This window comes from Massilia sp. BHUDP2 (genome assembly GCF_046236355.1).
Lineage (GTDB): Bacteria > Pseudomonadota > Gammaproteobacteria > Burkholderiales > Burkholderiaceae_D > Telluria > Telluria varians.
Genome location: NZ_JBJUVW010000001.1, coordinates 987,659 through 1,011,825, shown reverse-complemented (window position 1 = coordinate 1,011,825; position 24,167 = coordinate 987,659). Strand labels below are relative to the sequence as shown.

Here is a 24,167-nt window from a genome sequence, read left to right as displayed (position 1 = left end):
GCCACAGCATCTGCATCCATGTTTTCGATCGTCCTCAATATCGTCGGTACCCTCTTCCACCTGTACGTCGCCGCCCGCCTGTATTCGCTCGATGCGGTCAAGCGCCGCATCCCGCGGCGTGCCTGGTGGATCGGCGCCTTCCTGGTCTGGCTGCTGTATTTCGCCGGCGTGCGCATCGGCGACCAGGCCCTCGACTGGCGCTGGTGGCCGGGCCAGTTCGCGCTGACCTGGCTGGGCATCACCTTCATCATGTCGCTGTGCCTGCTGGTGACGGACCTAGCCAGCGGCTTTGGATTCTGGTGGCGCGCGCATACCCAGAAGCTGCGCGCCATCGGCGCCATCGGCGGCGTGCTGCTCGCAAGCTTCGCCATCTTCCAGGGCATGCGCGCCCCCGTCATCGTCGACCAGGAAGTCGTGATGAAGAACCTGCCGCAGGCGCTGGACGGCACCGTCATCGTCGCCGTCAGCGACATCCACCTCGGCGCCCAGCGCCGCTCCGAATGGCTGGCGGCGCGCGTCGAACAGATCAACGCATTGCAGCCGGCCGCGGTCCTGCTGCTCGGCGACCAGGTCGAGGACGATCCGATCGGCGAGCCGCAGCTGGCCCCTACCCTGCGCGGGCTGCGCGCGCCCTGGGGCGTGTGGGCGGTGACCGGCAACCACGAGTTCTACGGCGACCTTGAAACCACCGTGCGCGAATTCGAGGAAGGCGGCGTGCGCTGGCTGCGCGACCGCCAGGTGGAGCTGGCCCCGGGCCTGGTGCTGGCCGGGATCGAGGACATCGGCCGCGCCATGCGCAATGAACGCGAGATCACGAGCGGCCTGGCGCGCACCATCCCGGCGCCGACCGGCAGCGCCACCATCCTGATGTCGCACATCCCGGCCGCCGGCATCATCGAGGAAGCCAGCGCGCGCGGCGTCGACCTGATGCTGTCCGGGCACACCCACGGCGGCCAGATCTGGCCCTTCGGCTATGCGGTGCAGAAACGCTTCGCGAGATACATCGGCGCCTACGACGTCAATGGCATGATGCTGTACGTGACCCGCGGCGCCGGCAGCTGGGGCCCGCGCATGCGCCTGTGGCAGCCGGGCGAGATCATCCGCCTGACGCTGCGCGCGCCGCACTGAAAGAGACCCATGCACGAGAATCCTGTCGATCCGTCCGCCCTGAACGCCCGCTGGCGCGCCTTCCAGCTCCGGCTCGCCGACCAGCTCAAGACGCTGTCCTCGCCCACCGCCATCGTCGAGACCGCGACCAGGCTGCTGGCCGGGTATCTCGGCGCCTCGCACTGCTGGTACACCGAAGTCGGCCCGGACGGCCATACCTTCTTCTCGCGCGCGGGGTGGTTCGACGCCGGGATTCCGCCCATGCCCACCTCGGGACGCATCGACGACTTCGGACCGGCGGTGGTCGCGACGCTGGGCACGGGAAGCGACTTCGTGGTCGGCGACGTGGCCGCCGACGCCAGGACCGCCGCCTTTGCCGGCAGCTACCGGACCATCATGATCGGCGCGCTGCTGGCGGTGCCGATCTTCAAGGACGGGCGCTGGGCCGCCAACCTGAACCTCGCCAAGCCGGATGCCTACTGCTGGACCGGCGACGACATCCTGGTCACGCGCGACGTGGCCGAGCGCACCTGGTCGGCGGTCGAGAATGCCCTGGCGCAGGCCGCCCTGCGCCAGGAACGCGACCGCAGCCAGTACATCTTCGATACCCTGAGCGAGGGCCTGGTGCTGCTGGCGGCGGACGATGCCGTGACCTATGCGAACGATGCGGCGCTGCGCTTTTCCGCCCTGCCGCGCGAGGCCATCGTCGGCAAGCCCTACTGCGAGGCCTTCCCGGCGCTGGCCGGCGCCGAGATCCTCGCCCTGCTCGCACGCGTGCGCGCCGGCCGCAAGGCCGAGTCGGCCGAGCAGGCCTGTCTCCTGCCGGATGGGGGCCGGGCCTGGCTCGATGTCCGGGCCAATCCCGCGCTGGACGACGGCCTGGCCGTGTTCTTCGACGACGTCAGCGCCCGCAAGCTGGCGGTGCTGGCGGCGCAGAAGGCCGAGGCGCACAAGACCATGCTGCTCGACCTGGACGAACAGCTGCGCAGCGTCGCCGACGACCCGGCGATGATGATGACCGTGGCCACCCGGGAGCTGGCACGCATCCTCGGCGTGCCGCGGGTCGGCTACGTCAGCATGGACGAGGCGGTCGAGTACGGCGTCGTCGGGCACAACTACAACGACGTGCGCCGGGTGCCGGAACTGCCGGCGCGGGTCGAGCGGCTCGACGATTACGGTCTGGCCCTGGCAGCCGATATCCGCGCGGGGCGCGTGATGCGCGTCAGCGACCTGGCCAGCGATCCGCGCACCGTCGGCGCGGCCGCCGCGGCCCACGCGGAGATCGGCGCGCGCGCTTCGGTGGCCGCCCCGATCCAGCGCGACGGCAAGACGGTGGCCTTCATGTTCGCCCATCACGACCAGCCGCGCGCCTGGAGCGACGAGGACGTCGAGCTGATGCGCCAGACCGCGGCCCGCACCTGGGATGCGGTGGCGCGCGCCCGGGCGGTGCTGGCGCTGCGCGAGGCCGACCGGCGCAAGGACGAGTTCCTCGCCATGCTCGCGCATGAACTGCGCAATCCGCTGGCCCCGATCAGCTCGGCGGCCGACCTGCTGCGCCTCGGGCGGCTCGACGAAACACGCGTGCGCCAGACCAGCGGCATCATCTCGCGCCAGGTCAGGCACATGACCGGGCTCATCGACGACCTGCTGGACGTGTCGCGCGTCACCCGCGGCCTGGTCAGCCTGGAACGGAGCGAGGTCGACGCCCGCAGCGTCGTCAGCGAGGCCGTCGAACAGGTCAAGCCGCTGATCGAACTGCGCCGCCATCACCTGGAAGTCCACGTGGCGCCGGGTCCGGCGCATGTGTGGGGCGACCTGAAACGCCTGGTCCAGTGCGTTGCGAACGTCCTGAACAATGCGGCCAAGTACACGCCGGAAGGCGGCAGCATCGTGCTGCACCTGCGTACCGAAGCGGAACAGGTGGTGATCACGGTGACGGACAACGGCATCGGCATGACACCCGACACGGTGGCCCATGCCTTCGAGCTGTTCGCCCAGGCCGAGCGCACGCCGGACCGCGCCCAGGGCGGCCTGGGCATCGGCCTGGCGCTGGTCAAGAGCCTGGTCGAGCTGCATGGCGGCCGGGTCGCGCTGCACAGCGCGGGATTGGGACAGGGAAGCAAATTCAGCATTCATCTGCCGCGCCACCGGCAGGCGCCGGCGCCCACCGTCGCGCCCCCGCAGGCGCAGGCGGCGCCGGACGCACGCGCGCGACAGGCGCGCGTGATGGTCGTCGACGACAACGTCGACGCCGCCGAGGTGCTGGCAGCCTTGTGCGAACTGCTCGGGTACGTGGTCACGGTCGAACATTCTTCCCTGCGCGCCATCGAGCGGGCCAGGCAGGAGCGGCCGGAGGTCTGCCTGATCGACATCGGCCTGCCCGACATGGACGGCAACGAGCTGGCCAGCCGCCTGCGCCGCCTGCCCGAGACCGCGGGATCGATGCTGGTGGCGGTGACGGGCTACGGCCAGGAAAAGGACCGGGAAGCCGCCCAGGCGTCGGGTTTCGACCATTACCTGGTCAAGCCGGTCGACGCGGAACAGATCTGGGCGCTGCTGCAGGCACGGGACGGCGGCAAGGCCTGAGGTCCCTTCTCTTGCGGTTCAATCCGGCAGGCGCGCGTCCCTGGCAACCATCTCCTGCAGCGTCTCGCGCGGCAGCGCGGGGCTGAAGTAAAAGCCCTGCATCTGGTCGCAGTCGTGTTCGCGCAGGAAGGCGATCTGCTCGCGCGTCTCGACGCCTTCGGCCACCACCTTGAGCTTGAGGTTGTGGCCGAGCGCGATGATGGCGCGCGTGATGACCAGGTGGCCGTCGTGGCCGACGTCGCCCAGGAAGGAGCGGTCGATCTTGATGACGTCGACCGGGAATTTCTGCAGGTGGCTCAGGCTCGAGTACCCGGTGCCGAAATCGTCGATCGACAGGCGCACCCCTAGCGCCTTGAGCTGGCCCAGCGCGTCCAGCGCTTCGTCGGGATGGTCCATCAGCTGGCTCTCGGTCACCTCGAGTTCGAGCGAGCGCGGGTCGACGCCGTGGCGGCTCAGGGTCGCGCCGAGGCGCTCGGCGAACTGGCGCTGGCGCAGCTGGCGCGCCGACAGGTTGACCGCGATGACGAAATCCTTCACGCCGAGCGCTTCCATGGCCTTGAGCGCGCTGCAGGCCTCGTCGATGACCCAGTCGCCCAGCGGCACGATCAGGCCGGTTTCCTCGGCTACCGGGATGAAGCGGTCGGGTGGGATCACCCCCTCGACCGGATGGCGCCAGCGCACCAGGGCCTCGGCGCCCACCACCTTGCCGCTGCGCAGGTCGACCTTCGGCTGGTAATCGAGCACCATCTCGTGCTGGCGGATCGCGCGGCTCAGGTTCGCCTCGAGCATCAGGTGTTCGTGCACGATCTGGTTCAGGTCGGTGGAATAGAACTGGAAGTTGTTCTTGCCGAGGGTCTTGGCGTGGTACATGGCGGCGTCGGCCGCACGCATGATCTTCTCGGGACTGTCGCCGTCGTCGGGGAAGATGCTGACGCCGATGCTGGTGCCGGGCAGGATGTCCCGCCCCTTCACCTCGACCTTCGCCATGACGCTGCGGCGGATGCGCTCAATCAGTGCGGCGATGCGTTCGTGGCTGGCCGGGTTGCAGATGACGAGGACGAATTCGTCGCCGCCCATGCGCGCGATGGTGTCCTCCTCGCGCACGTTCTCGCGCAGGCGCTGGGCGATTTCGCGCAGTACCGCATCGCCGGCATCGTGGCCGAAGTTGTCGTTGATGTGCTTGAAGTTGTCGAGGTCGAGGAAGGCCAGCGCCACCATGAAGCCGCCGCGCTTGGCGCTGTCGATGGCCTGGCGCAGCCGGTCCTGCAGCAGCGTGCGGTTGGCCAGGCCGGTGAGCGGATCGTGGTGGGCCAGGTGGTGCAGGCGGCGCTCGTAATGGCGGGCCTCGGTGATGTCGTTGATGACCCCGACGAAGTGCGTGATCTCGCCGTCGCCGTTGGACACCGGATCGATGCGCAGGTCGTTCCAGAACACCTCGCCGTTCTTGCGCTTGTTGCGCAGCACCACGCGCACGCTTTCCTTGCGCGCGAGCGTTTCGCGGATGCGCTGGCGCTCGTCCTCGTCGCAGCCCGGAATGGCCATGAAGCGCGGATCCTGGCCCCGGATCTCGGAAAGCAGGTAGCCGGTGATGCGCTCGAAGGCCGGGTTGACGTAGTCGATGCGGTGCTCGTCTTCTTCGCAGCGGGTGATGACGATGGCGTTCAGGCTCGAGTAGATGGCGCGCTCGCGCACCCGCAGGCCGAGTTCGGCCTGCTTGCGCGCCGTGATGTCCATGCCGGTACCGAACACGACCGGGACATTGCCCAGGTGGGCCAGGGAACAGCGGAACAGGTAGGGGGTGCGCTTGCCGTGCTTGCCGACCAGTTCCGCCTCGTGCGTGGAACCGCCGCCGTCGAAGGCGGCGAGGATCTTGTCGACGATGAGTGGCCGTTCCTTTTCGTCGAAGAAGAACTTGACGTTGGAAGTGGGCAGCTCCTCGGCATCCATCTCCAGCGCCTCTTCCAGCTGGTGGTTCCACAGCAGCAGGTGGCCGCTCTGGTCGATCACGTAGAACACGCAGGGCAGCGACTCGAGGATGTCGGCCACCGGCAGGTCCTGGATCAGGGCGTAGCGCGTCGGGAACTGCCTGGTGCGCGGGATGAGGATGACGCTGAAGGTGCCGGGCTTCTCGGTGTCGAAGGATTGCGGCGCCACCGTGATGCGCACCGGCAGGCGCCGGCCGTCGGCCGTGTGCAGGGTGCCCTCGTTCTCGGCGTCGGCGCGCGCGGCCATGCGCGGTTTGGCGCCTGCGGGGTCGTCGAACTCGACGATGCGGTCCAGGGTCATGCCCTGGATCTCGCCGGCGCCGTAGCCGGCCAGTTTTTCGCAGGCCTTGTTCCAGCTGGTGACGGTGCCGGCCGCATCGACGACGAACACGGCAAGGGGCAGGGGCGACAGGTTCACAGCTCCTCCGGGATGGCCGCGCAGCGGTGCGCGCGGCAGGCAGTGAGCACGTAAATACATGATAGCGCAGCAACCGATGCCCGGCCACGCGAAACTTTCATGTCGTGCGGCAAGATCGCTGCGGAAGGAAGCGCCCTGCCCTTACAATGTCATCTGAAACTTTGACAGGTGGGACATGGCGGTCATCGACCCGGCGGAAGTCGAATTCAGCGCAATCCGGGCCCAGGGACCGGGCGGACAGAACGTGAACAAGGTGTCGTGTGCGGTGCACGCGCGCTTCGACGTGGCCGCCTCGTCCTTGCCGGCAGCCGTCAAGGAGCGCCTGCTGGCCCTGCGCGACGCCCGCATCACGCAGGAGGGCGTGATCGTTCTCAAGGCGCAGGCCTCGCGCAGCCTCGAACAGAACAAGCTGGACGCGCTGCAGCGCCTGCAGGCCCTGGTCGACCAGGCCAGCGTCGTACCCCTGGTACGCCGCCCGACCCGGCCGACGCGCGGATCGCAGCTGCGCCGGCTCGATGCCAAGGCGCGCAGCGGGCGGGTCAAGTCCTTGCGCGGCAAGGTCAGCGAGTAGCCCGGGGGGCTAGGCCGCCGCGCCCGGGTCCGCCTTGCTGCCGATACGGAGCGACGGCGCTATCATCTCCTTATCGACAACCGAGAGGATGCACGCCATGTCCCTGTCCCCTGCCCTGCACGCCAGCCTCGACCGGCCGGTCTGGTCGGCCCTCGAAGGCGGCCACCGCCACCTGGCCCGCGGCGGCCCGCTGGCCAGGCGCTATCCGCGCGAGATCGGTCCCTTCGCGGCACTGGCCGACGACAGCCCTGCGGCCTGGGAGGCGCTGGCGGCGCTGCTTGAACCCGGCGAGGCGGCCATGCTGGTCACGCCCGAGGCGCCGCGCCAGGCGGCCGCGCAGCGCGCCGGACTGGTGCTGACGCCGCTCGATCCGGTACTGCAGATGGTGGCCACGCGCACGCCGGGGCCCGGCACGCTGCCGTTCACGGTGCTGGGCCAGGCGGACGCCGGCGAGATGCGCCTGCTTGCCGGGCTGACCAATCCGGGACCGTTCGCGGAGCGTACCCACGAACTGGGCGAATTCCTCGGCATCCGGGATGGCGGCCGGCTGGCGGCGATGGCGGGGGAACGGATGCGTCCGCATGGCGCGGTCGAGGTCAGCGCGGTGTGCGTGCACCCCGAGCATCGCGGCAAGGCCTATGCGCGCCACCTGATGGCCGAGCGCACGCTTCGCATCATGGCGGGAGGCCTGCAGCCCTTCCTGCACGTCTACCCCAGCAACCTGGGCGCGATCGCCCTGTACGAATCGCTGGGCTACGTGCTGCGCCGCCAGCTGCACCTGACGCGCGTCATGCCGGCCTGAAGCGTGGCGGTGCGGCCTCAGGTGCGCAGCAGCCGGAGCAGCTGGTCGATGCGGTAGGGCTTGGCAATGAAGAGCTGCTTTATCGCCTGTCCATTGAACATGCTTGGCGCCATATAGCCGGACGCGAGGATGACCTTGACCGCCGGATAGCTCCCGGCGATGCGCTCGGCCAGTTCCAGCCCGTTCATGCCGGGCATCATGACGTCGGAAATGACGGCGTCGATGTCGGGGTGGGCGGCCAGCATCTCGAGGGCCGCGGCGCCCGAATAAGCGACCATCGCGTCCATGCCGTGGGCCGCCAGCAGCATCTCGGCCAGGTCCGCGACGTCGGCCTCGTCATCGACGACCAATACCCTGCGCACCTCTCCCAGCTGTGCTCGCGCATCCTGTTCATCCGCCTGCATATTGCCGGACGGGAATCGGGGCCGCCCCTTGTCACTGCACCAGCGGCTGTTCATCAAGCCGGACACTCGGTCCTCCATGGAGTGAGATTGTTGGTAACCAGCGCAGCCCCGGGGGGCCGCATGCGCCAGTATCGCGCAAGCGCGCCGAATGAAGCGCCCGGTTAAGCCTTTGCAGGACCTTCGGTCTCCCCTGGAAACTCCTCCTTTGTATGCTATCCGAACAGCCCGTGCAGGTACCAGCGCGGCTCGGCATCCTCGCCGGCGCCGACGATGCGTTCGCGGTAGATCCAGTACAAGGTATGGTCCTGCCCTTCGGCGATGAAGTAGTCGCGGGTCTGGGCCTCGCTCCACCAGCCGGCCTCGATGCGCTCGGGTGTCGAGGCCACCATCAGCGGCGAACCGTAGAAGGGCCGGTGGTTGCGCATGAGCAGTGCGATCGGCTTGGCCAGCAGCCAGCTCGGGCGCGGCAGGCTGGTGACAATCGGCGGCAGCCGCGCCGCAGCTGCCGCCGTGCGCTCGGTCTTTTGCTGCACCGGCACCCATTCGTTGGCCACCTCGGGCCGGTAATCGGCCTGGGGCAGCGCCTGCAGCACGTTCTCCGGTCCCAGCCGCGCCACCAGCAGCTCCAGCATGCGCATGCGGTCTTCCTCGCTGCCGCCCGGCTCGGGGAACAGCGATTCGGTGGGCGGCGCCATCGCCCTCACCTGCCGCGCTTCCAGCCCGAGCCCGATCACCGGGCCCGGCAGCTCCTGCCGGGCCAGGCGTTCCTTCAACAGGCGCACCAGGTGCTCGTCGCGCCAGGCGGGCTCGGCCAGGACGATCTCGAGCGGCGTCGGCGGCATCGCCACCCGTCCGCGCTCGTGCTCCATCAGCAAGGTGAAGCGCTCCACCGCGAGCTGGCGCGCGCACAGCCAGCCGACCAGCTGCAGCACCAGGTGGTGGGCGCCGGCCAGCAGCAGATCGGCCTGCTCGATACGGTCGAACAGTTCCAGCCGGGCCCGGAAATGCTCGGGCGGCGCGATCCAGTCGAACAGCTCGGGACACATGCCGTAGGCGGCGTCGAGCATGTCGAGCAGCTCGCGTCCGCAGCGCCGCTGCAGCCCCGGACGCGGCAGGCGCCGCAGCTGGCCCAGCGCCTCGCAGCCGATGCCTTCGAACCAGGACATATAGGGCCGGGCCGGCGGCAGCAGCGCCACCGACAGGTGCTCGAGGCGGCGCTCGAGCGAAGCCATGCGCAAGGAACGTACGAGGACGCGCCTGCCGCCCTGCCTGCCGCCGTGCGCCATCGCATTCGCGCCCGCGCGCGCCAGCAGCCAGGCTGCGCGCGCCGTCGGTGCGCAGCTGACCGAGGCGGTGAAGCCGAGCGCACGCAGGCTGGCGCGCACGCGGGCGCATAGGGCGCGGATGCCGCCGAACAGGCGCAGGCTGGCGCCGATGTCGAGCAGCAGCGTCGCTTCTTCAAGCAGCGCGACCTGGGGCGTGAACTGCAGCATCGCCAGCGCGACCGCGTCGAGCGCCTCGGCTTCGCGCGCGGGATTGCGCTCGTACAGCCGTGCTTCGGGCATGAGCATGAGCACACCGCCGCGCCGCATGCCGCGCCCGACGCCGGCCGCGCGTGCTACTGGCGATACCGCCAGCACGCGGTCCTGCTCGAGCACGACGCTGCCCGGGTCACTGCACCAGTTGGGGCTGAAGATTTCGAGCGCCAGCTGGGGTAGGGAGAGGCCGATCCACAAACGCATGTCGGTGCAGGAGAGAAGAAGTGAGAGGTAAGCCGAGGGGTAAAAACAGCGGCGCATCGCGCTGCGGTCCCCGGCGCTTGACGAAATCGACGTGCATGCCGCCGGCCGCGGGCCGCAACCCCAGGCGCAGGGGCGCGGGAGAAGCGTCCTGGGCCGCGGCCAGCGGGCGCAGCATGAAGAACAGGGTTTCCCCGGCTTGGGCCGCCAGGTGCAGGCGGCGCAGGCTTTCGCCGCGCGCATGGTTGGCCCAGAACAGCAGCGCGCCGCAGCTGCCGCTGCGCAGCACCTGTTCGGCCGCCCACAGCGCGTCGGCGCTGCGGCTGGTACGCAGCCACAGCAATCGCGAAGGCGGCAGGCCCAGCGCGGCCAGCGCCAGGGCCTGGGGCGGATGGGGCGGCTGCAGCAGGACGATGCGGCGCTCGGCGCAGGCCTGCAGGGCTGGGCGCAGCAGGCGCATTTCGCCGATGCCGGGCTGCTGTTGCAGCAGCTCGACCAGGGTGCCGACCGGCCAGCCGCCGCCGGGCAGCTGGGACGAGAGTGCGGCATGCCCGGTGTCGACGCAGCGCGTGCCGGAGCGTGCCAGCTGCGAGGCGCGCCAGAGCGAAGGGTGCAAAGCCTCCGGCGCAGCCAAAGGGGAAACCCCTGCGGTAGGTGAGCAGTTCATATGGGTTGGTAAAAAAGTACTGTATAAACGTACAGTACTCGCTGAGCCCGGATTTGGCAAGATGTATTCATTTAGGCCATACCAGTTGGGCGATTGGTATTGACAGAACTTAAAGGTGTGCCCTGTCTGGAAAACCGCGCCAGCATGGCGAATCATGAAATAATGGCGCTCTGTCCATTTACACCCAGACAATGATTAACCTGTCTCATGCACGCGACGGAGTCGCTCTGTGAATACGCTCCAGATTACCGGCGCCATCCTGTTCGCGATCGCCCTCGTCCACACCTTTTCCACCAAGCTGTTTCACTCGCTAGCCAAGCGGCATCCGCGCCATGCCGGGCTGTTCCACCTGCTGGGCGAAGTCGAAGTCGTGTTCGGCTTCTGGGCCTTCGTGCTGATCCTGGCGATGGCCCTGCTGGCCGATGGCGCCACGGCCATCGCTTATGTCGAGTCGCGCCAGTACACCGAGCCGCTGTTCGTGTTCGTGGTGATGGTGATCGCGGCCTCGCAGCCGGTGCTCGACGCCGTGCGCGACCTGCTGGCCCTGCTGGCCCGGCTGGCCCCGGTGCGCACCGAGGTGGCGCTGTGCTGGCTCGGCCTGGCGCTGGTGCCTCTGTCCGGCTCCCTGATCACCGAGCCGGCCGCGATGACGCTGGCGGCCCTGATGCTGGCCCCGCAGGTATTCCGGCCCGGCATTCCCGAATGGCTCAAGTACGGCGCGATCGGCGTCCTGTTCGTGAACGTCTCGATCGGCGGCACCCTCACCTCCTACGCCGCGCCGCCGGTGTTGATGGTGGCCGGCACCTGGGGCTGGGACAGCGCCTTCATGGCCTCCACCTTCGGCTGGCGCGCCGCGCTGGCGGTGATGTTCAATGCGACCGTCATCACCCTGCTGCTGCGCCGCCACCTGAGGCCGGGGAACGTGGTCGAGGACGTGCAGCTGCCCTGGATCGTTTCCATCGTCCACCTGCTGCTACTGGCAGGCGTCGTGCTGCTGGCGCATCACCCGGTGCTGTTCCTCGGCCTGTTCCTGCTCTTCCTCGGCTATACCCAGGCCTACCCGAAGCACCAGTCGCGCCTGATCATCAAGGAAGGCCTGCTGGTCGGTTTCTTCCTGGCCGGGCTGGTGGTGCTGGGCGGCATGCAGCAATGGTGGCTGCAACCGCTGGTGTCGAGCCTGGAGCCGACCGCGCTGTTCTTCGGCGCGCTGGCCCTGACGGCAATCACCGATAATGCGGCACTGACCTACCTCGGTTCGCTGATCGAGGGCTTGTCCGATCACGCCAAGTACATGCTGGTGGCCGGCGCGGTCGCCGGCGGCGGCCTGACCGTCATCGCCAACGCGCCGAACCCGGCCGGCGCCGCACTGCTGCGCGAAGGCTTCGAGGACGGCTCGATCGGCATGGGCGGGCTGTTCCTGGGGGCGCTGGGGCCGACCTGCGTGGCGGCGGTGATGTTCCTAATTTAAAAGCGTCTAACAGAGCCCTCAGGGCAAGGCGCATCGTCGAAGACAGTACGCTAGTACGGCGAGACGATGCAACGCAGCAATGAGGGTTCTGTTAGGCGCGTGGAGGAGATAATGGACGACGACATCCTGGTGCACAAGGCGGGGACCATCGAGCGCTGCTGCCGGCGCGCGCGCGAGGAATACGAAAAGGACCCGACCACTTTTGTCACCGACCTCACGCGCCAGGATGCGGCCACCCTCAACGTGATCCGCGCCTGGGAAGCCGCCATCGAGATGGGCGACTACGTGATCGGCAACGCCAGGCTCGGCCTGCCGCACGACGAACGCGAAGTGATCACCCTGCTGGCCGAACACGGCTGGATCTCCCCTACCCTGGCCGAGGACCTCAAGCGCACCGGCGAATTCTGCCGCGCCGAATGGGATTACCAGGAAGCGCCGCTGCCGGCGCTGGTGACCATCATCAAGCGCGGGCTGGACGATTTCGGAGTGTATGCCCAGGCGCTGGTGAGCGGGGCCTCCACCGCCTGATCCAGCACGCCTTACGGCTGGGGCTCGTGCACATCTGATACCTCCACATCCTCGGCGGCGATCTTCTCGTCCGCCAGCTCGTGGTCTTCCTCGTCCGCCACCAGGCCCTCCTGATCGGCGCCGCGCGCACTGTCATAGGTGAGCTCGACCAGCATCGGGAAATGGTCGGATCCGAAGGACGGCAGGCGCTCGATGTGCGAGAGCGTGAAATGCTCGCTGTGGAACAGGTGGTCGAGCGGCCAGCGCGCGAACCAGAAGCCGGCATGGAAGGTATTGAACATGCCGCGCCCGATGCGCGGATCGAGCAGGCCGCTGATCTTGCGGAACAGCCGGGTGGTGGTCGACCACGCCACATCGTTCAGGTCGCCCGCGACGATTACCGGCGTCTCCAGGCCGGCCTCGTCCACGCTCTTGGCAACCACCAGCAGTTCGGCATCGCGCTGGGTCGATTCCATGTGTTCCGTCGGGCTGGGCGGCGTCGGATGCAGGAAATGCATGCGCACCTTGTGTCCGGACGGCAGGATGACCAGGGTATGGATCGACGGGATGTCGTCCTCGACCAGGAACTGGATGGCGCTGTCCTCCAGCGGCAGCCGCGAATAGACGTGCATGCCATACAGATTATCGAGCGGACACTTGATGGCATGGGGATAGTCCTTCTCGAGCACATCCAGCCTTTCCTGCCACCACGCATCCGTTTCCAGTGTGACGAAGATGTCGGGTTGGTGCTGGCGAATCAGCGCGATCAAGCCTTCGGTATTCCGGTTCGGCATCAGCACATTGGCCGTCAGGATACGGAACTGGCGGTTCGCCCCGCCGATCACCGCATTCTTCACCTCGTGGGGATAGGCTTTGGTGTATGGAATGATCCACCACATCTGGTAAGCAAGACAGGCGGCATTGGCCACCAGCAGCAGGTGGAAATGGCTGTCGCGCCAGTCGAGGAACACGAACTGCCCGACCAGTACGGCGAGCGACAGGATAGCCAGTTGCAGGCGGGGAAAATCAAGGTCGCGTATCCACCACCCTGTGCATCGCAACAAGGGAAGCAGCGTCGCGAGGACGATCACGGCAACCAGGGTTACGAATGTCGGCAGCATGGTCTCTCGAAAGCGGCAAGTAACTCATCATAAAACTGAGGCTTGCAGTATGCCCCTTCTCAAACGCAGTCGTCTGTACGCTAGCGTGCACAAGCCGCAAGATAATCGTCGTGCTCCCGCCTCCGGAACGCGTCGATTGCCCGAAGTTTGCGCACATCGCTTGCAAATCCCGCCGCCGAACCTATCTTTGAGCTTGAGGGCGACATTCAGGTCGCAAGCCAGAAATGAATATCATCAGGCAAGTGCAGGAAGCCGACAAACGCGTCCGCGGCAGGAAGACGAAATCCAGGTTCAACCTGTATCCCCTGCTCGGCATCGTGCTGGCCATCGTGCTGGCCGTGCTGACATACGGCGCCTTGTTCGCCTTTTTCTTCTAAATAGCCCAGGGTGCGACCTTGACCACCAGCTTGCCGAAATTGCGTCCCTGCAGCAGGTCGATGAAGGCCGCCGGCGCCTTGTCCAGGCCTTCGACGATGTCCTCGCGGTAGCGCAGGCGCCCATCCCCCACCCACCCCTGCGCTTCCTGCAGGAAGGCGGGCCGCAGCTCGGCGAACTCGCGCTGGATGAAGCCGCGGATGGTCAAGCTCTTCGTCAGCACGTCGCGCATGAGCAGGGCCAGCCGGTCGACGCCGGGCGCGGCCTGCGGCAAGGCGTTGTACTGGGCAATCAGGCCGCACACCGGCACCCGGGCGAAGTCGTTCAGCAGTGGGAATACCGCATCCCACACCTTGCCGCCGACGTTCTCGAAATACACGTCGATGCCTTGCGGGCAGGCGCTTGCGAGCTGCTGCGCGAAATCGGGCGCGCGGTGGTCGACCACGGCGTCGAAGCCCAGCTCGTCGCGCACGAAAGCGCATTTGTCGGGACCGCCCGCGATGCCGACCGCACGCGCACCCTGGATGCGGGCGATCTGCCCCACCGCCGAGCCCACCGCGCCGCTCGCCGCGGCCACCACCACGGTCTCGCCCGGCCGGGGACGGCCGATCTGCAGCAGGCCCGCCCAGGCCGTGAAGCCGGGCATGCCCAGCACGCCGAGCGCCGTGCTGGGCGGCGCCGCCGAGGGGTCGAGCTTGCGCAGTCCGATGCCATCGGACAGCGCATAGCGCTGCCAGCCCGAATGCGACAGCACGATGTCGCCCACCGCGTACTGCGCGTGGCGCGATGCGATGACGCGCGCCACGGTGCCACCTTCCATGACGGCGCCGAGCGCGACCGGCTCCGCATACGATTTCGCATCGTCCATCCTGCCGCGCATGTAAGGGTCGAGCGACAGGTACAGGATCTCCAGCAGCAGCTGGCCATCGGCGGGAACCGGGCAAGGCTCCTCTACAATGCGGAAGTTGTCCGGCCGCGGCAGGCCCTCGGGACGTGAAGCGAGCAGGACCCGCTGGTTGCGTGCTGGTGTCATCGTCGGCATCCTCCAAAAAATAAGGAACAGACAATCCTACGCCGGATCGGGAAATTTTTCTGGACAGTCCTTCGGCACAAAGCCCACATCCTCGTCGACGATTACAAGAACTTACAGAAATCCGACCATTGCCGCCTTCTCAACGGTTCGCGGCACTTGTACCATAGCCGTCATTCCCGTTTCATTACTCTTCATTAGAAAAGCACCATGACCTTCACCACCCTGTCCCGCGCGCTGTGCCTGGCCGCCTTCGCTGCCGCCGTCGCTGCTCCTGTCCACGCCACCAGCTTCACCTCGTCCGCCTCCAGCGCGGGCTCGGCCTCGTCGGGCAGCATCTCCGACTCGATCGGCGCTTCCAGCAACAGCTCGAGCGGCGAAGACCGCGTGGCCGCGGGCGAATACCGCGTGATCGACATCGCCCAGGCGCCGGGCAAGGTGGATACCACCCGCATGACCCTGCGCGCGGTCGCTGCCGGCCCGGTGCGCGAATTCACCCTCGACGTGCCCAACCGCGCGCTGGCCGAACGCGGCGTCGGCAAGGGCGAACTGGTGCAGGTCAGCGAACGCGTGTACGGCTTCGACTTCGCCCACGCTGACACCAAGCGCTCCTTCTTCCTGGCCCTGCAGGACGACTGGTACCGCGACCTGGCTTCGCGCAAGGTCACGATCTAAGCAATGTTCAGCAAGTTCGCCGCTGCCGCGCTCCTGCTGGGCGCGAGCGCGGCAGCGCAGGCCGGGCTGCCGGCCTTCTGCCAGCAGTCGATCGACATCAGCGCAGCCGAGCAGGACCGTGTGCTGCGCTTCGCCGGCGCCGTCAAAAACGAGCTGGAACGTTCGGGAGCGCGCGTCGCCCTCATCGCGCGCGCCGGCCTCGACCTGAGCCGCTTCGGCCAGCTGTATTCGCACGCCGGCATCGCCCTGCGCGACAATCCCGGCGGCCCGTGGGCCGTACGCCAGCTGTATTACGCCTGCGACGAATCGCGCCCACGCCTGTTCGACCAGGGCGTGGCCGGCTTCGCGCTGGGGGCCGACGCGCCCACGCGCGGCCATATCTCGCTGGTCTTCCTGCCTGGCGAAGACGCCGCCCTGCTCGAAGACGCGGCGCTGGACAAGCGCCTGGCCCTGGCCCTGCTGGGCGGAGAGTACAGCGCCAATGCCTATGCCTACGGCACCCGCTACCAGAACTGCAACGGCTGGGTGGCCGAACTGCTCGCCAGCGCCTGGGGCGCGCGCGCGGATCGCGGTGCCGGCACCCACCCGCGCGAGGACGCGCAGGGCTGGCTGCGCGCGCAAGGCTATACCGCCGGCCCGGTCCGGATTCCCTCGCACTGGCTGATGTTTGCCGGACAGTTCGTGCCGCTGGTGCACATGAACGACCACCCGGTCGAAGACTTGCATGCGCTCGCGATGCATACGAGCGTGCCGGCCTCGATCGAAGCCTTCGTGCGCCGCCGCGCGCCGGAAGCGCGCCGCGTCGAGCTGTGCCACACCCAGGACCGCATCGTGGTGCGCCGCGGCTGGGAGCCGCTGGGCGCCGCCTGCGAGCCAGCGCCGGGCGACGACGTCATTCCACTGAACTGAGGCTCCGCGCTTCCAAGCATGAGCAAACATGAGGGTCACAAACATGAGGGTCAGGTCTGACATTCAGACACGAACTCGAGCGTTACCTTGTCGTATTGCTCAGCCCGTGTCCAAATGTCAGACCTGACCCCGATATATGCATCCAGGTTCTTCAGCCACGCACAACAAAAAGCCCCGCTCGCAGCGGGGCTTTTTGCAGAAACCGGTAGGGCTTACTTGGCGGCCTCGGCCAGCTTGCGCAGCACGGCGGGCGATACCGAGTCGCGGCCACGGCTGAGCTGATAGAGGGTCCAGAGGTCGCCGCCGCTATTGTGGGCCATGATGGGGGCCGGGGTAAGGAAGAGGCTGCGGAAGAAATTGACGATGGTGGACATGATGTTATTTCCTGAGATCGCTATGGAGTAACTCCAGTATGCGCCCTTTCAGATAGAAATCAAATTGCGATCCATGATGATCTCCATTCACAGATCAACTATCTCTCGCACATGATAATTTGCTCACACATTTGTGCAAATGCATTGTGTGTTACACTCCAGCCCGCTGGTCAAGGCCAGCGTCAATATCCCTCTCGCCAGTAAGGGCCATAGCGCGGTGCGACAGTCTCGCAGCGATTGGTCCATACTGAACGCCTGTCATGCAGGCGATCCGTCAAGGTCAAGCTGGCAGTGCATGCCCGGCATCTCCATGCCCAGGCACCTGCTTCGCCGACCCTGCCTGCGGCTACGCCCGGCCCGCCTGCTGGCCTGCGCCCGCACGCATCAATAAGGAGAACTCATGCAACTGCTCTGCTCTGCGGGCTTTATTTTTCTTATCGTCCTATGGGGCATTATTGCCCCGGACAACATGGCCTCGGTCTTCTCGGCCATGCTCGCCGCCCTCACCCGTAATTTCGGCTGGTTCTACCTGTGGGTCGTGCTGGCCCTGGTCCTGTTCGCCGCCTTTGTCGCCTTCAGCCGCTACGGCGACCTCAAGCTCGGCGGCGAGGACGACGAACCGGAATTCACGGTGGGCAGCTGGTTCTCCATGCTGTTTGCCGCCGGGATGGGCATCGGCCTGGTGTTCTGGGGCGTAGCCGAACCGGTTTCCCACTACATCACCGCGCCGCCCGGCATCACGGCCGGCACGCCGGAAGCGGCCAACGCCGCCATGCGCTACGTGTTCTTCCATTGGGGCATCCACCCCTGGGCCGTGTACAGCGTGGTGGCGCTGGCGATCGCCTTCTTCCAGTACCGGCGCGGCGGCAATTCATTGATCAGCACCGTCACCAGCTCGCTGCCCTGGCGCCCGATCCGCGCCATGTCGGGGCTGTTCAACGGTCTGGCGATCGTGGCCACGGCCTTCGGCGTCGCCGCCTCGCTCGGCGTCGGCGCGCTGCAGATCAACAGCGGCCTGAACGCCGTGTTCGGCGTCGCCATCAGCCCCACCGCGCAAGTCGTCATCATCATCGTGACCGCCGCCATGTTCATCACCTCCGCCATCAGCGGCGTGGAGAAGGGCATCAAGCTGCTATCGAATACCAATATGCTCATGGCAGCCCTGCTCGCCCTTGCCGTATTCGTGCTCGGCCCCACGGTGGCGATCATCGACACCTTCAGCAATACCCTGGGCAGCTACGCCAGCGAACTGGTCCGGATGAGCCTGCGTTCGACGCCTTTCCGCGACAGCAGCTGGGTCGGCAACTGGACCATCTTCTACTGGGCCTGGTGGATCTCGTGGTCGCCGTTCGTCGGCCTGTTCATCGCGCGCGTCTCGCGCGGCCGCACCATCCGCGAATTCATCCTCGGCACCGTGCTGGCGCCCTCGCTGGCCGCCTTCATCTGGTTCTCGATCTTCGGCGGCACCGCGCTCTACCTGGAGATATGGCAGCATGTCCCGCTGGCCGAAGCCGTCAAGGCAGACCTGGCCACGGCGCTGTTCGCGCTGTTCGACGCCATGCCTTTCGGCCAGATCATGTCGGTGGTGGCCACGCTGCTGGTGGTGGTGTTCTTCGTCACCTCGGGCGACTCGGCCGTGCTGGTGCTGGGCATGATGAGCCAGGACGGCAATCCGAATCCGACCACCCGCACCAAGCTGATCTGGGGCACCCTGATCGCCGGTATCGCCATCAGCCTGCTGCTGGCGGGCGGGATCGACGCCGTGCAGACCGCCACCATCCTGTTTGCCCTGCCCTTCGCCCTGGTGATCGTGCTGATGGTCATCGCCCTGTGGCGGGGGCTGCGCGACGACTGGGAGGAAGAAGCACGCCGCGAACGCGCCCTGCGGCGCAAGATGCGCGAGATGGCGGCGCGCTAGCCGCCCCGGGGGAGGGGCTGGAGGACGCGCGTGCCCGGGCTGTAGCCAAACTGGTATCATGCGCGTTTTCCGGACCCTGGCCCGACAGCGCGCCCGTCCCCACCCTACAGAACATCAAGAATGAATACACCGACCCAACTGCCCGGTTTCTTCGGCCGGCTTTCGATCGCCTTCGGCAGCTTCTTCAAATCGCTCGGCGATGCCGAATTCGCCGCGCGCGTGCGCGATGACGCGGTAGGCCCTGCCGTGGTTCCCACTCCGGCGCCGACGCCTGCCCCGCCCCTTGCCCCGACGGCCGCGCCGACGCCGGCCCCTACCCCGGCGCCGACGCCTGTGCCAACTCCTGCACCGCTGCGCGCCCCGAGCGCCGAGTCGGCCCTTCAGCTGCTGAGCCTGCTCCAGCGCGAAGCCCGCCTGATCGACTTCACCCAGGAAAACCTGAGCGCCTATTCCGACGCCGACATCGGCGCCGCCGCCCGCGTCGTGCACGAAGGCTGCGCGCGCGTGCTGCGCGAGCACTTCACCATCGAACCGGTGCGCGCCGAAGCCGAAGGCAGCCGCATCACGCTGGAAGAAGGCTTCGACGCCGCCAGCGTGCGCCTGACCGGCAACGTGGTTGGCCAGGCCCCATTCAAGGGAACCTTGTCGCACCGCGGCTGGCGCGCCACCAAGGTCCAGCTGCCGCAGCTGGCGGAGAAGCACGACGCGCGCGTGCTGGCCCCGGCGGAGGTGGAACTGTGAGCGATCCACGCTATGCCATCGGCATCGACCTCGGCACCACCCATAGCGCCCTCTCGTATGTCGACCTGCAGGCCAGCGACGGCGAGAAGACCGTCGACGGCGTGCTGCCGGTTCCGCAGCTGAGCGGACCGGGCACCGTCGAGGCGCTGCCACTGCTGCCCTCCTTCCTCTACCTGCCGCACCCGGACGAACTGGCCGCGGGCGAAACGGCGCTGCCCTGGAGTGCGGGCGGCGAAGGCTTCATCGCTGGTGAAATGGCGCGCAGCCGCGGCGCCACCACCCCGATCCGCCTGGTGTCCTCGGCCAAGAGCTGGCTGAGCCACCCGAGCGTGGACCGCCGCGCCGCGATCCTGCCGCACGACGCGCCGGAAGAAGTCACCCGCGTCTCGCCGCTGGAGGCATCCACCCGCTACCTGGCGCACCTGCGCCAGGCCTGGAACGCCGCCCATCCGGACGCGCGTTTTGAAGAGCAGCAGGTCACCGTCACCATTCCGGCATCGTTCGATCCGGGCGCGCGCGAACTCACCGCGGAAGCCGCACGCAACGCCGGCTTCTCGCCTACCCTGCTGGAAGAGCCGCAGGCGGCCCTGTACAGCTGGATCCAGGGAAGCAAAGGCGCCTGGCGCAAGCAGGTCAAGGCCGGCGACATCGTGCTGGTCGTGGACGTGGGCGGCGGCACCAGCGACTTCTCGCTGATCGCCATCCTCGAGCGTGACGGCAAGCTCGAACCGCACCGCGTGGCGGTGGGCGACCACATCCTGCTGGGCGGCGACAACATGGACCTGGCCCTGGCCCACTTCGTGGCGCGTAAACTCCAGGCGAACGGCACCCAGCTCGATTCCTGGCAGATGCGCGCCCTCACCTACGGCTGCCGCAGCGCCAAGGAACACCTGCTGGCCGACGCCAACGCCACCGTGTGGCCAATCGTGGTGCCGAGCCGCGGCTCGAAACTCATCGGCGGCTCGATCCGCACCGAACTCACGCGGGACGAAGTGTCCGCCTTTATCCTAGAGGGCTTCTTCCCACGTGTGGAGGCTGCTAGCCGTCCGGCCACGCGCCAGCGCGCCGGCCTGACCCAGGTCGGCCTGCCCTATGCGCAGGACGCCGCGATCACCAAGCACCTGGCCGCCTTCCTGGCGCGCCAGGCCGGCGCTACCGCCGAGCTGGAAGGTTTCGCAGGCCGCGTGAACGCGGAACACAGCTTCCTGCACCCGAGCGCGGTGCTGTTCAACGGCGGCGTGTTCAAGTCAGGCATCCTGGCCCAGCGCGTGATGGACACCATCAACGACTGGCTCTACATGGAAGGCGCCGAGCCGGCGCGCATGCTCGAAGGCGCGGACCTCGACCTGGCGGTGGCGCGCGGCGCAGCCTACTTCAGCTACGCGCGGCGCGGCGGCGGCGTGCGCATCCGCGGCGGCACGGCCCGTTCCTACTACGTCGGCGTGGAATCCTCGATGCCGGCGATCCCCGGCATGGAGCCGCCGATCGAAGCCCTGTGCGTAGCGCCCTTCGGCATGGAAGAAGGCAGCGAACTCGAACTGCCGGGCCAGGAATTCGGCCTGGTGGTGGGCGAGCCGGTCACCTTCCGCTTCTTCGGCTCCACCACGCGTCGCCAGGACCGCATCGGCGAGGTGCTCGAGTTCTGGGGTCCGGACGAGCTGCAGGAGATGAACGAAATCCAGGCGACCCTGCCGGCGGAAGGCCGTGTCGCGGGCGATGTGGTCCAGGTCAAGCTGCACGCGCTGGCGACTGATGCCGGCACCCTGGAACTGGCCGCGGTATCGCGTGAAGGCCAGCGCTGGAAGATCGAGTTCGACGTTCGCAACGCGCCCGACCAGCAGTGAAGCCGCAGTGACGCAATACCTCGTCAGCATCGACCTGGGCACCACGAATACGGTGCTCGCCTACGCCCTGCCCGGCGCGGCAGAGGTCGATCTGCTGGCGATCGAGCAGCTGGTGGCGCCCGGCGAAGTTGCCGCGGCGCCGCTGCTGCCCTCGATGCGCTATCACCCCGCCGAGGGCGAACTCGCCCCCGGCGAACTCCAGCTCCCCTGGAGCCAGCAGGACCCGGCCGGCGTCGAACGCGTCGCCGTGGGCCGGCTGGCGCGCTTGCTGGGCGCGCAGACGCCCGGACGGCTGGTGGCCAGCGCCAAGAGCTGGCTGTCGCATGCGGGCGTGGACCGCATGGCGCCCATCCTGCCCTGGGGCGCCGAGGATGCGGACGTGGCCAAGGTCTCGCCGGTCGCGGCCAGCGCCAGCTACCTGGCGCACCTGCGCGCGGCCTGGAACCGGCGCTTTACCACCGCGCCGCTGGAAGCCCAGCAGATCGTCCTCACCGTGCCCGCCTCCTTCGACGAGGGCGCACGTGCGCTCACGCTCGAAGCGGCGCGCATGGCCGGCCTGCCCGAGCTGCGCCTGCTGGAGGAACCGCAGGCTGCCCTCTATGACTGGCTGTACCGCCACCGCGCCAGCCTGGCCCAGGACCTGGCCCAGACGCGCCTGGTGCTGGTGGCCGACGTCGGCGGCGGCACCACCGACTTCAGCCTGGTCAAGGTCGAGCTGGGAGAAGACGGCCAGCCGAAGCTCACGCGCATCGGCGTGGGCAACCATTTGATCCTTGGCGGCGACAACATGGACCTGGCGCTGGCGCACCTGGCCGAATCGCGCCTGGGCAATCCCGAACGCCTGTCCGCCGGCCGTCTTGCACAGCTGACGGAACGCTGCCGCGCGGCGAAGGAACAGCTGCTTGCTCCCGATGCGCCGGAACAGGTGAACGTGACCCTGCTGGGCAGCGGCTCGCGCCTGATCGGCGGCAGCCGCTCGGCCACCATCACGCGCGAGGACGTGCAGCGCATCGTGCTCGACGGCTTCCTGCCGCCGAACGAAGCGCAGGAGCCGGCCAAGCGCGCCAGAGCCGGCATCGTCGAATTCGGCCTGCCGTATGCGAGCGATCCGGCGATCACGCGCCACCTCGCCGGTTTCCTGCGCCAGCATGCGCAGGCCGCGCGCGAAGCGCTCGGCAAGGTGGACGACACTGAGGATGACGGCGCGCTGCCGGTGCCGGACACCCTGCTGCTCAACGGCGGCGTGTTCCGCGGCGCGGCGCTGGCCCAGCGCCTGGCGAACGTGCTGTCGCACTGGCGCGGCGCGCCCGTGCAGGTGCTACACAACCAGGACCCGGACGTGGCGGTGGCGCGCGGCGGTGTCGCCTACTCGCTGGCGCGCGCCGGCCAGGCGCCGTCGATCGAAAGCGGCTCGGCGCGCAACTACTACCTGCTGCTCGACGCGCAGCAATCCGGCGACACGCTGCGCGCGGTCTGCCTGCTGCCACGCGGCGCCCCCGCCGGTGAAGAAGTCCGCCTGGCGGGCCGCAGCTTCGCCCTGCGCCTGGGGCGGCCGGTGCGCTTCCACCTGGTTTCAATGACCGCCGACCCGGGCGGCGTACTGCCGCAGCCGGGCGACTTGCTCGACCTGCCGGCGGCCGACATCGTGCGCCTGCCCGCCATCTCGACGGTCCTGCGCAGCAAGCGCAGCACCGACATTCCGGTGCAGCTGGCCACGGTACTGTCCGAGGTAGGCACGCTCGAGGTCTTCTGCGTGGCCGAGGAAGACGCGACCCAGCGCTGGCGCCTCGAGTTCCAGCTGCGTGCACAAGATGAGGAGCCAACCGAGGACCTCAATCTGCCGCTGGAACTGGACGACGCCATCGCACGCATCGACCGCATCTTCGGCAACCGCTCGCAGCAGGTCGACCCGCGCGAGGTGCGCCAGCTGCGCGCCTCGCTCGAACACCTGCTGGGCGGACGCGAACGCTGGACCACGCCGCTGCTGCGCCGCCTGTTCGACGCCCTGCTGGCGCGCGCCAGGGGCCGCCGCCGCTCCGCCGAGCACGAGCGCGTGTGGCTGAACCTGGCCGGCTACTGCCTGCGTCCCGGCTTCGGCCATCCGCTCGACGAATGGCGCATCGAGCAGCTGTGGGCGATGTTCGAGCTAGGTGTCCAGTACCACAAGGACAGCCAGGTGCGCGCCGAATGGTGGACGCTGTGGCGGCGCGTGGCCGGCGGCCTCTCCGTCGAAGCCCAACTACGCCTGCTCGACGACTTCGCCTTCAACCTGCAGGCCGACGAATCCGAGCGCGGCCGCCGTCCGGTGACGCTGGTGGACGGCAGCGAGGACGACATGCTGCGCGTCGGCGCCTCGCTGGAGCGCATCCCGTCCGCCTACAAGGCCGAGATCGGCGACTGGCTCGTCCAGCAGATCATGGAGATGCCGCCAGCCGCCAAGATCGATGCGCGCGCCGCGGCGCGCTACGGACGCTACCTGTGGGCCCTGGGACGCGTGGGTGCGCGCCAATCCTTCCACGGCGCCGCCCACGAGGTGGCGCCCAGCGCCTCCGCCGAAAGCTGGCTGGGCCAGCTCCTGCAGCTCGACTGGAAGAAGATCGAGCCGGCCGGTTTTGCCGCCGCCCACATCGCCCGCATGACCGGCGACCGCTCGCGCGACATCGGCCAGGCGGTCCGCGACGAGGTGCTGCGGCGCCTGTCGTCCAGCGGCGCGCCAGCCAGCTGGTCGGCCATGGTGCGCGAGGTGGTCGAACTCGACCAGGCCGTCGAGACCCGCATGCTGGGCGATGCACTGCCGCCGGGACTCAAGCTGCTGCGCTAGCAAAACACGAAATCCTCGTTCGACTTCGGCAGCGCGCACATCACGGCACGTACGCTGAACCACGCAAACCCCGCAACGGGAACCAGCAGCAACCAGAACGCAGAC

At 68.0% G+C, this 24,167-nt stretch carries 20 protein-coding genes; 13 read left to right on the top strand and 7 right to left on the bottom strand.

From position 1 onward, the window contains the following. The first annotated feature begins 18 nt into the window (after nucleotides 1-18). Both ACK6C6_RS04455 and ACK6C6_RS04450 read left to right on the top strand, forming a co-directional pair. A complete protein-coding gene (locus ACK6C6_RS04455; RefSeq protein ID WP_409266107.1) occupies nucleotides 19-1,128 on the top strand; it encodes a metallophosphoesterase in 1,110 nt (369 codons plus the stop codon). Nucleotides 1,129-1,137: 9 nt separating this feature from the next. Next, nucleotides 1,138-3,693, top strand: a complete 2,556-nt coding sequence (locus tag ACK6C6_RS04450; RefSeq protein ID WP_409266106.1) for an ATP-binding protein — start codon at nucleotides 1,138-1,140, stop codon at nucleotides 3,691-3,693. An 18-nt stretch (nucleotides 3,694-3,711) separates the two neighbouring features. Here the strand turns inward: ACK6C6_RS04450 and ACK6C6_RS04445 are convergent, their stop codons facing one another. After that, on the bottom strand, nucleotides 3,712-6,096 hold the full coding sequence (locus ACK6C6_RS04445; RefSeq protein WP_409266105.1) for an EAL domain-containing protein: 2,385 nt from the start codon (nucleotides 6,094-6,096) through the stop codon (nucleotides 3,712-3,714). Between the two features lie 175 nt (nucleotides 6,097-6,271). On the opposite strand from ACK6C6_RS04445, the gene arfB reads away from it, so the two are divergent. Both arfB and ACK6C6_RS04435 read left to right on the top strand, forming a co-directional pair. Then, nucleotides 6,272-6,667: an alternative ribosome rescue aminoacyl-tRNA hydrolase ArfB gene (gene arfB / locus ACK6C6_RS04440; protein WP_409266103.1), complete on the top strand. Its 396-nt coding sequence runs from the start codon at nucleotides 6,272-6,274 to the stop codon at nucleotides 6,665-6,667. Between the two features lie 97 nt (nucleotides 6,668-6,764). Next, nucleotides 6,765-7,469: a GNAT family N-acetyltransferase gene (locus tag ACK6C6_RS04435; protein ID WP_409266101.1), complete on the top strand. Its 705-nt coding sequence runs from the start codon at nucleotides 6,765-6,767 to the stop codon at nucleotides 7,467-7,469. 17 nt (nucleotides 7,470-7,486) lie between these two features. On the opposite strand, the gene ACK6C6_RS04430 is transcribed toward ACK6C6_RS04435, so the two are convergent. The 3 genes from ACK6C6_RS04430 to imuA form a co-directional block, all read right to left on the bottom strand. Beyond that, a complete protein-coding gene (locus ACK6C6_RS04430) occupies nucleotides 7,487-7,831 on the bottom strand; it encodes a response regulator (protein ID WP_409266100.1) in 345 nt (114 codons plus the stop codon). Nucleotides 7,832-8,085: 254 nt separating this feature from the next. Continuing rightward, the gene (locus ACK6C6_RS04425; RefSeq protein ID WP_409266099.1) at nucleotides 8,086-9,615 is read right to left on the bottom strand and encodes a Y-family DNA polymerase; all 1,530 of its coding nucleotides are present in this window, start codon (nucleotides 9,613-9,615) and stop codon (nucleotides 8,086-8,088) included. Further along, the gene (gene imuA, locus ACK6C6_RS04420; RefSeq protein ID WP_409266098.1) at nucleotides 9,545-10,279 is read right to left on the bottom strand and encodes a translesion DNA synthesis-associated protein ImuA; all 735 of its coding nucleotides are present in this window, start codon (nucleotides 10,277-10,279) and stop codon (nucleotides 9,545-9,547) included. Before imuA ends, ACK6C6_RS04425 begins: the two co-directional genes overlap by 71 nt. Before the next feature lie 229 nt (nucleotides 10,280-10,508). Between imuA and ACK6C6_RS04415 the strand changes: the two genes are divergently transcribed. Beyond that, nucleotides 10,509-11,747: a putative Na+/H+ antiporter gene (locus tag ACK6C6_RS04415; RefSeq protein WP_409266096.1), complete on the top strand. Its 1,239-nt coding sequence runs from the start codon at nucleotides 10,509-10,511 to the stop codon at nucleotides 11,745-11,747. A gap of 111 nt (nucleotides 11,748-11,858) precedes the next feature. Beyond that, nucleotides 11,859-12,275, top strand: a complete 417-nt coding sequence (gene hepT, locus ACK6C6_RS04410) for a type VII toxin-antitoxin system HepT family RNase toxin (RefSeq protein ID WP_409266095.1) — start codon at nucleotides 11,859-11,861, stop codon at nucleotides 12,273-12,275. Between the two features lie 11 nt (nucleotides 12,276-12,286). Here hepT and ACK6C6_RS04405 read toward each other — a convergent pair whose 3' ends face one another. Then, nucleotides 12,287-13,375 (bottom strand): endonuclease/exonuclease/phosphatase family protein, encoded by a 1,089-nt coding sequence (locus ACK6C6_RS04405; protein WP_409266093.1) that lies wholly within the window; start codon nucleotides 13,373-13,375, stop codon nucleotides 12,287-12,289. 224 nt (nucleotides 13,376-13,599) lie between these two features. Here ACK6C6_RS04405 and ACK6C6_RS04400 point away from each other — a divergent pair, with 224 nt between their 5' ends. Then, nucleotides 13,600-13,752, top strand: coding sequence for a hypothetical protein (locus tag ACK6C6_RS04400; RefSeq protein ID WP_209588896.1), 153 nt, complete (start codon nucleotides 13,600-13,602; stop codon nucleotides 13,750-13,752). On the opposite strand, the gene ACK6C6_RS04395 is transcribed toward ACK6C6_RS04400, so the two are convergent. Further along, nucleotides 13,749-14,783: an NADP-dependent oxidoreductase gene (locus ACK6C6_RS04395; RefSeq protein WP_409266092.1), complete on the bottom strand. Its 1,035-nt coding sequence runs from the start codon at nucleotides 14,781-14,783 to the stop codon at nucleotides 13,749-13,751. The genes ACK6C6_RS04400 and ACK6C6_RS04395 overlap by 4 nt on opposite strands. A 207-nt stretch (nucleotides 14,784-14,990) precedes the next feature. Here ACK6C6_RS04395 and ACK6C6_RS04390 point away from each other — a divergent pair, with 207 nt between their 5' ends. After that, nucleotides 14,991-15,455, top strand: a complete 465-nt coding sequence (locus ACK6C6_RS04390; protein WP_036214174.1) for a hypothetical protein — start codon at nucleotides 14,991-14,993, stop codon at nucleotides 15,453-15,455. Between the two features lie 3 nt (nucleotides 15,456-15,458). Further along, nucleotides 15,459-16,364, top strand: coding sequence for a DUF2145 domain-containing protein (locus tag ACK6C6_RS04385; RefSeq protein ID WP_409266091.1), 906 nt, complete (start codon nucleotides 15,459-15,461; stop codon nucleotides 16,362-16,364). Between the two features lie 212 nt (nucleotides 16,365-16,576). On the opposite strand, the gene ACK6C6_RS04380 is transcribed toward ACK6C6_RS04385, so the two are convergent. Further along, the gene (locus ACK6C6_RS04380) at nucleotides 16,577-16,738 is read right to left on the bottom strand and encodes a hypothetical protein (protein ID WP_209588892.1); all 162 of its coding nucleotides are present in this window, start codon (nucleotides 16,736-16,738) and stop codon (nucleotides 16,577-16,579) included. A 400-nt stretch (nucleotides 16,739-17,138) separates the two neighbouring features. Here ACK6C6_RS04380 and ACK6C6_RS04375 point away from each other — a divergent pair, with 400 nt between their 5' ends. The 4 genes from ACK6C6_RS04375 (at nucleotide 17,139) to ACK6C6_RS04360 (ending at nucleotide 24,062) form a co-directional block, all read left to right on the top strand. Next, nucleotides 17,139-18,656 carry a BCCT family transporter gene (locus ACK6C6_RS04375; RefSeq protein WP_409266090.1) on the top strand — a complete coding sequence of 506 codons (1,518 nt, stop codon included), beginning with the start codon at nucleotides 17,139-17,141 and terminating at the stop codon, nucleotides 18,654-18,656. Between the two features lie 120 nt (nucleotides 18,657-18,776). Further along, a complete protein-coding gene (locus ACK6C6_RS04370; RefSeq protein ID WP_409266088.1) occupies nucleotides 18,777-19,397 on the top strand; it encodes a DUF2760 domain-containing protein in 621 nt (206 codons plus the stop codon). After that, nucleotides 19,394-21,241, top strand: coding sequence for an Hsp70 family protein (locus tag ACK6C6_RS04365; RefSeq protein ID WP_409266087.1), 1,848 nt, complete (start codon nucleotides 19,394-19,396; stop codon nucleotides 21,239-21,241). Before ACK6C6_RS04370 ends, ACK6C6_RS04365 begins: the two co-directional genes overlap by 4 nt. Before the next feature lie 7 nt (nucleotides 21,242-21,248). Continuing rightward, nucleotides 21,249-24,062: an Hsp70 family protein gene (locus tag ACK6C6_RS04360; protein WP_409266086.1), complete on the top strand. Its 2,814-nt coding sequence runs from the start codon at nucleotides 21,249-21,251 to the stop codon at nucleotides 24,060-24,062. The last annotated feature ends 105 nt before the right edge of the window (nucleotides 24,063-24,167 follow it).

Bases quoted from the DNA above. Each gene is read 5' to 3' on its own strand.
- ACK6C6_RS04455 (WP_409266107.1), top strand. From the start codon at position 19: ATGTTTTCGATCGTCCTCAATATCGTCGGTACCCTCTTCCACCTGTAC.
- ACK6C6_RS04450 (WP_409266106.1), top strand. From the start codon at position 1,138: ATGCACGAGAATCCTGTCGATCCGTCCGCCCTGAACGCCCGCTGGCGC.
- arfB (WP_409266103.1), top strand. From the start codon at position 6,272: ATGGCGGTCATCGACCCGGCGGAAGTCGAATTCAGCGCAATCCGGGCC.
- ACK6C6_RS04435 (WP_409266101.1), top strand. From the start codon at position 6,765: ATGTCCCTGTCCCCTGCCCTGCACGCCAGCCTCGACCGGCCGGTCTGG.
- ACK6C6_RS04425 (WP_409266099.1), bottom strand. From the start codon at position 9,615: ATGCGTTTGTGGATCGGCCTCTCCCTACCCCAGCTGGCGCTCGAAATC.
- imuA (WP_409266098.1), bottom strand. From the start codon at position 10,279: ATGAACTGCTCACCTACCGCAGGGGTTTCCCCTTTGGCTGCGCCGGAG.
- hepT (WP_409266095.1), top strand. From the start codon at position 11,859: ATGGACGACGACATCCTGGTGCACAAGGCGGGGACCATCGAGCGCTGC.
- ACK6C6_RS04405 (WP_409266093.1), bottom strand. From the start codon at position 13,375: ATGCTGCCGACATTCGTAACCCTGGTTGCCGTGATCGTCCTCGCGACG.
- ACK6C6_RS04400 (WP_209588896.1), top strand. From the start codon at position 13,600: ATGAATATCATCAGGCAAGTGCAGGAAGCCGACAAACGCGTCCGCGGC.
- ACK6C6_RS04395 (WP_409266092.1), bottom strand. From the start codon at position 14,783: ATGACACCAGCACGCAACCAGCGGGTCCTGCTCGCTTCACGTCCCGAG.
- ACK6C6_RS04390 (WP_036214174.1), top strand. From the start codon at position 14,991: ATGACCTTCACCACCCTGTCCCGCGCGCTGTGCCTGGCCGCCTTCGCT.
- ACK6C6_RS04385 (WP_409266091.1), top strand. From the start codon at position 15,459: ATGTTCAGCAAGTTCGCCGCTGCCGCGCTCCTGCTGGGCGCGAGCGCG.
- ACK6C6_RS04380 (WP_209588892.1), bottom strand. From the start codon at position 16,738: ATGTCCACCATCGTCAATTTCTTCCGCAGCCTCTTCCTTACCCCGGCC.
- ACK6C6_RS04375 (WP_409266090.1), top strand. From the start codon at position 17,139: ATGCAACTGCTCTGCTCTGCGGGCTTTATTTTTCTTATCGTCCTATGG.
- ACK6C6_RS04370 (WP_409266088.1), top strand. From the start codon at position 18,777: ATGAATACACCGACCCAACTGCCCGGTTTCTTCGGCCGGCTTTCGATC.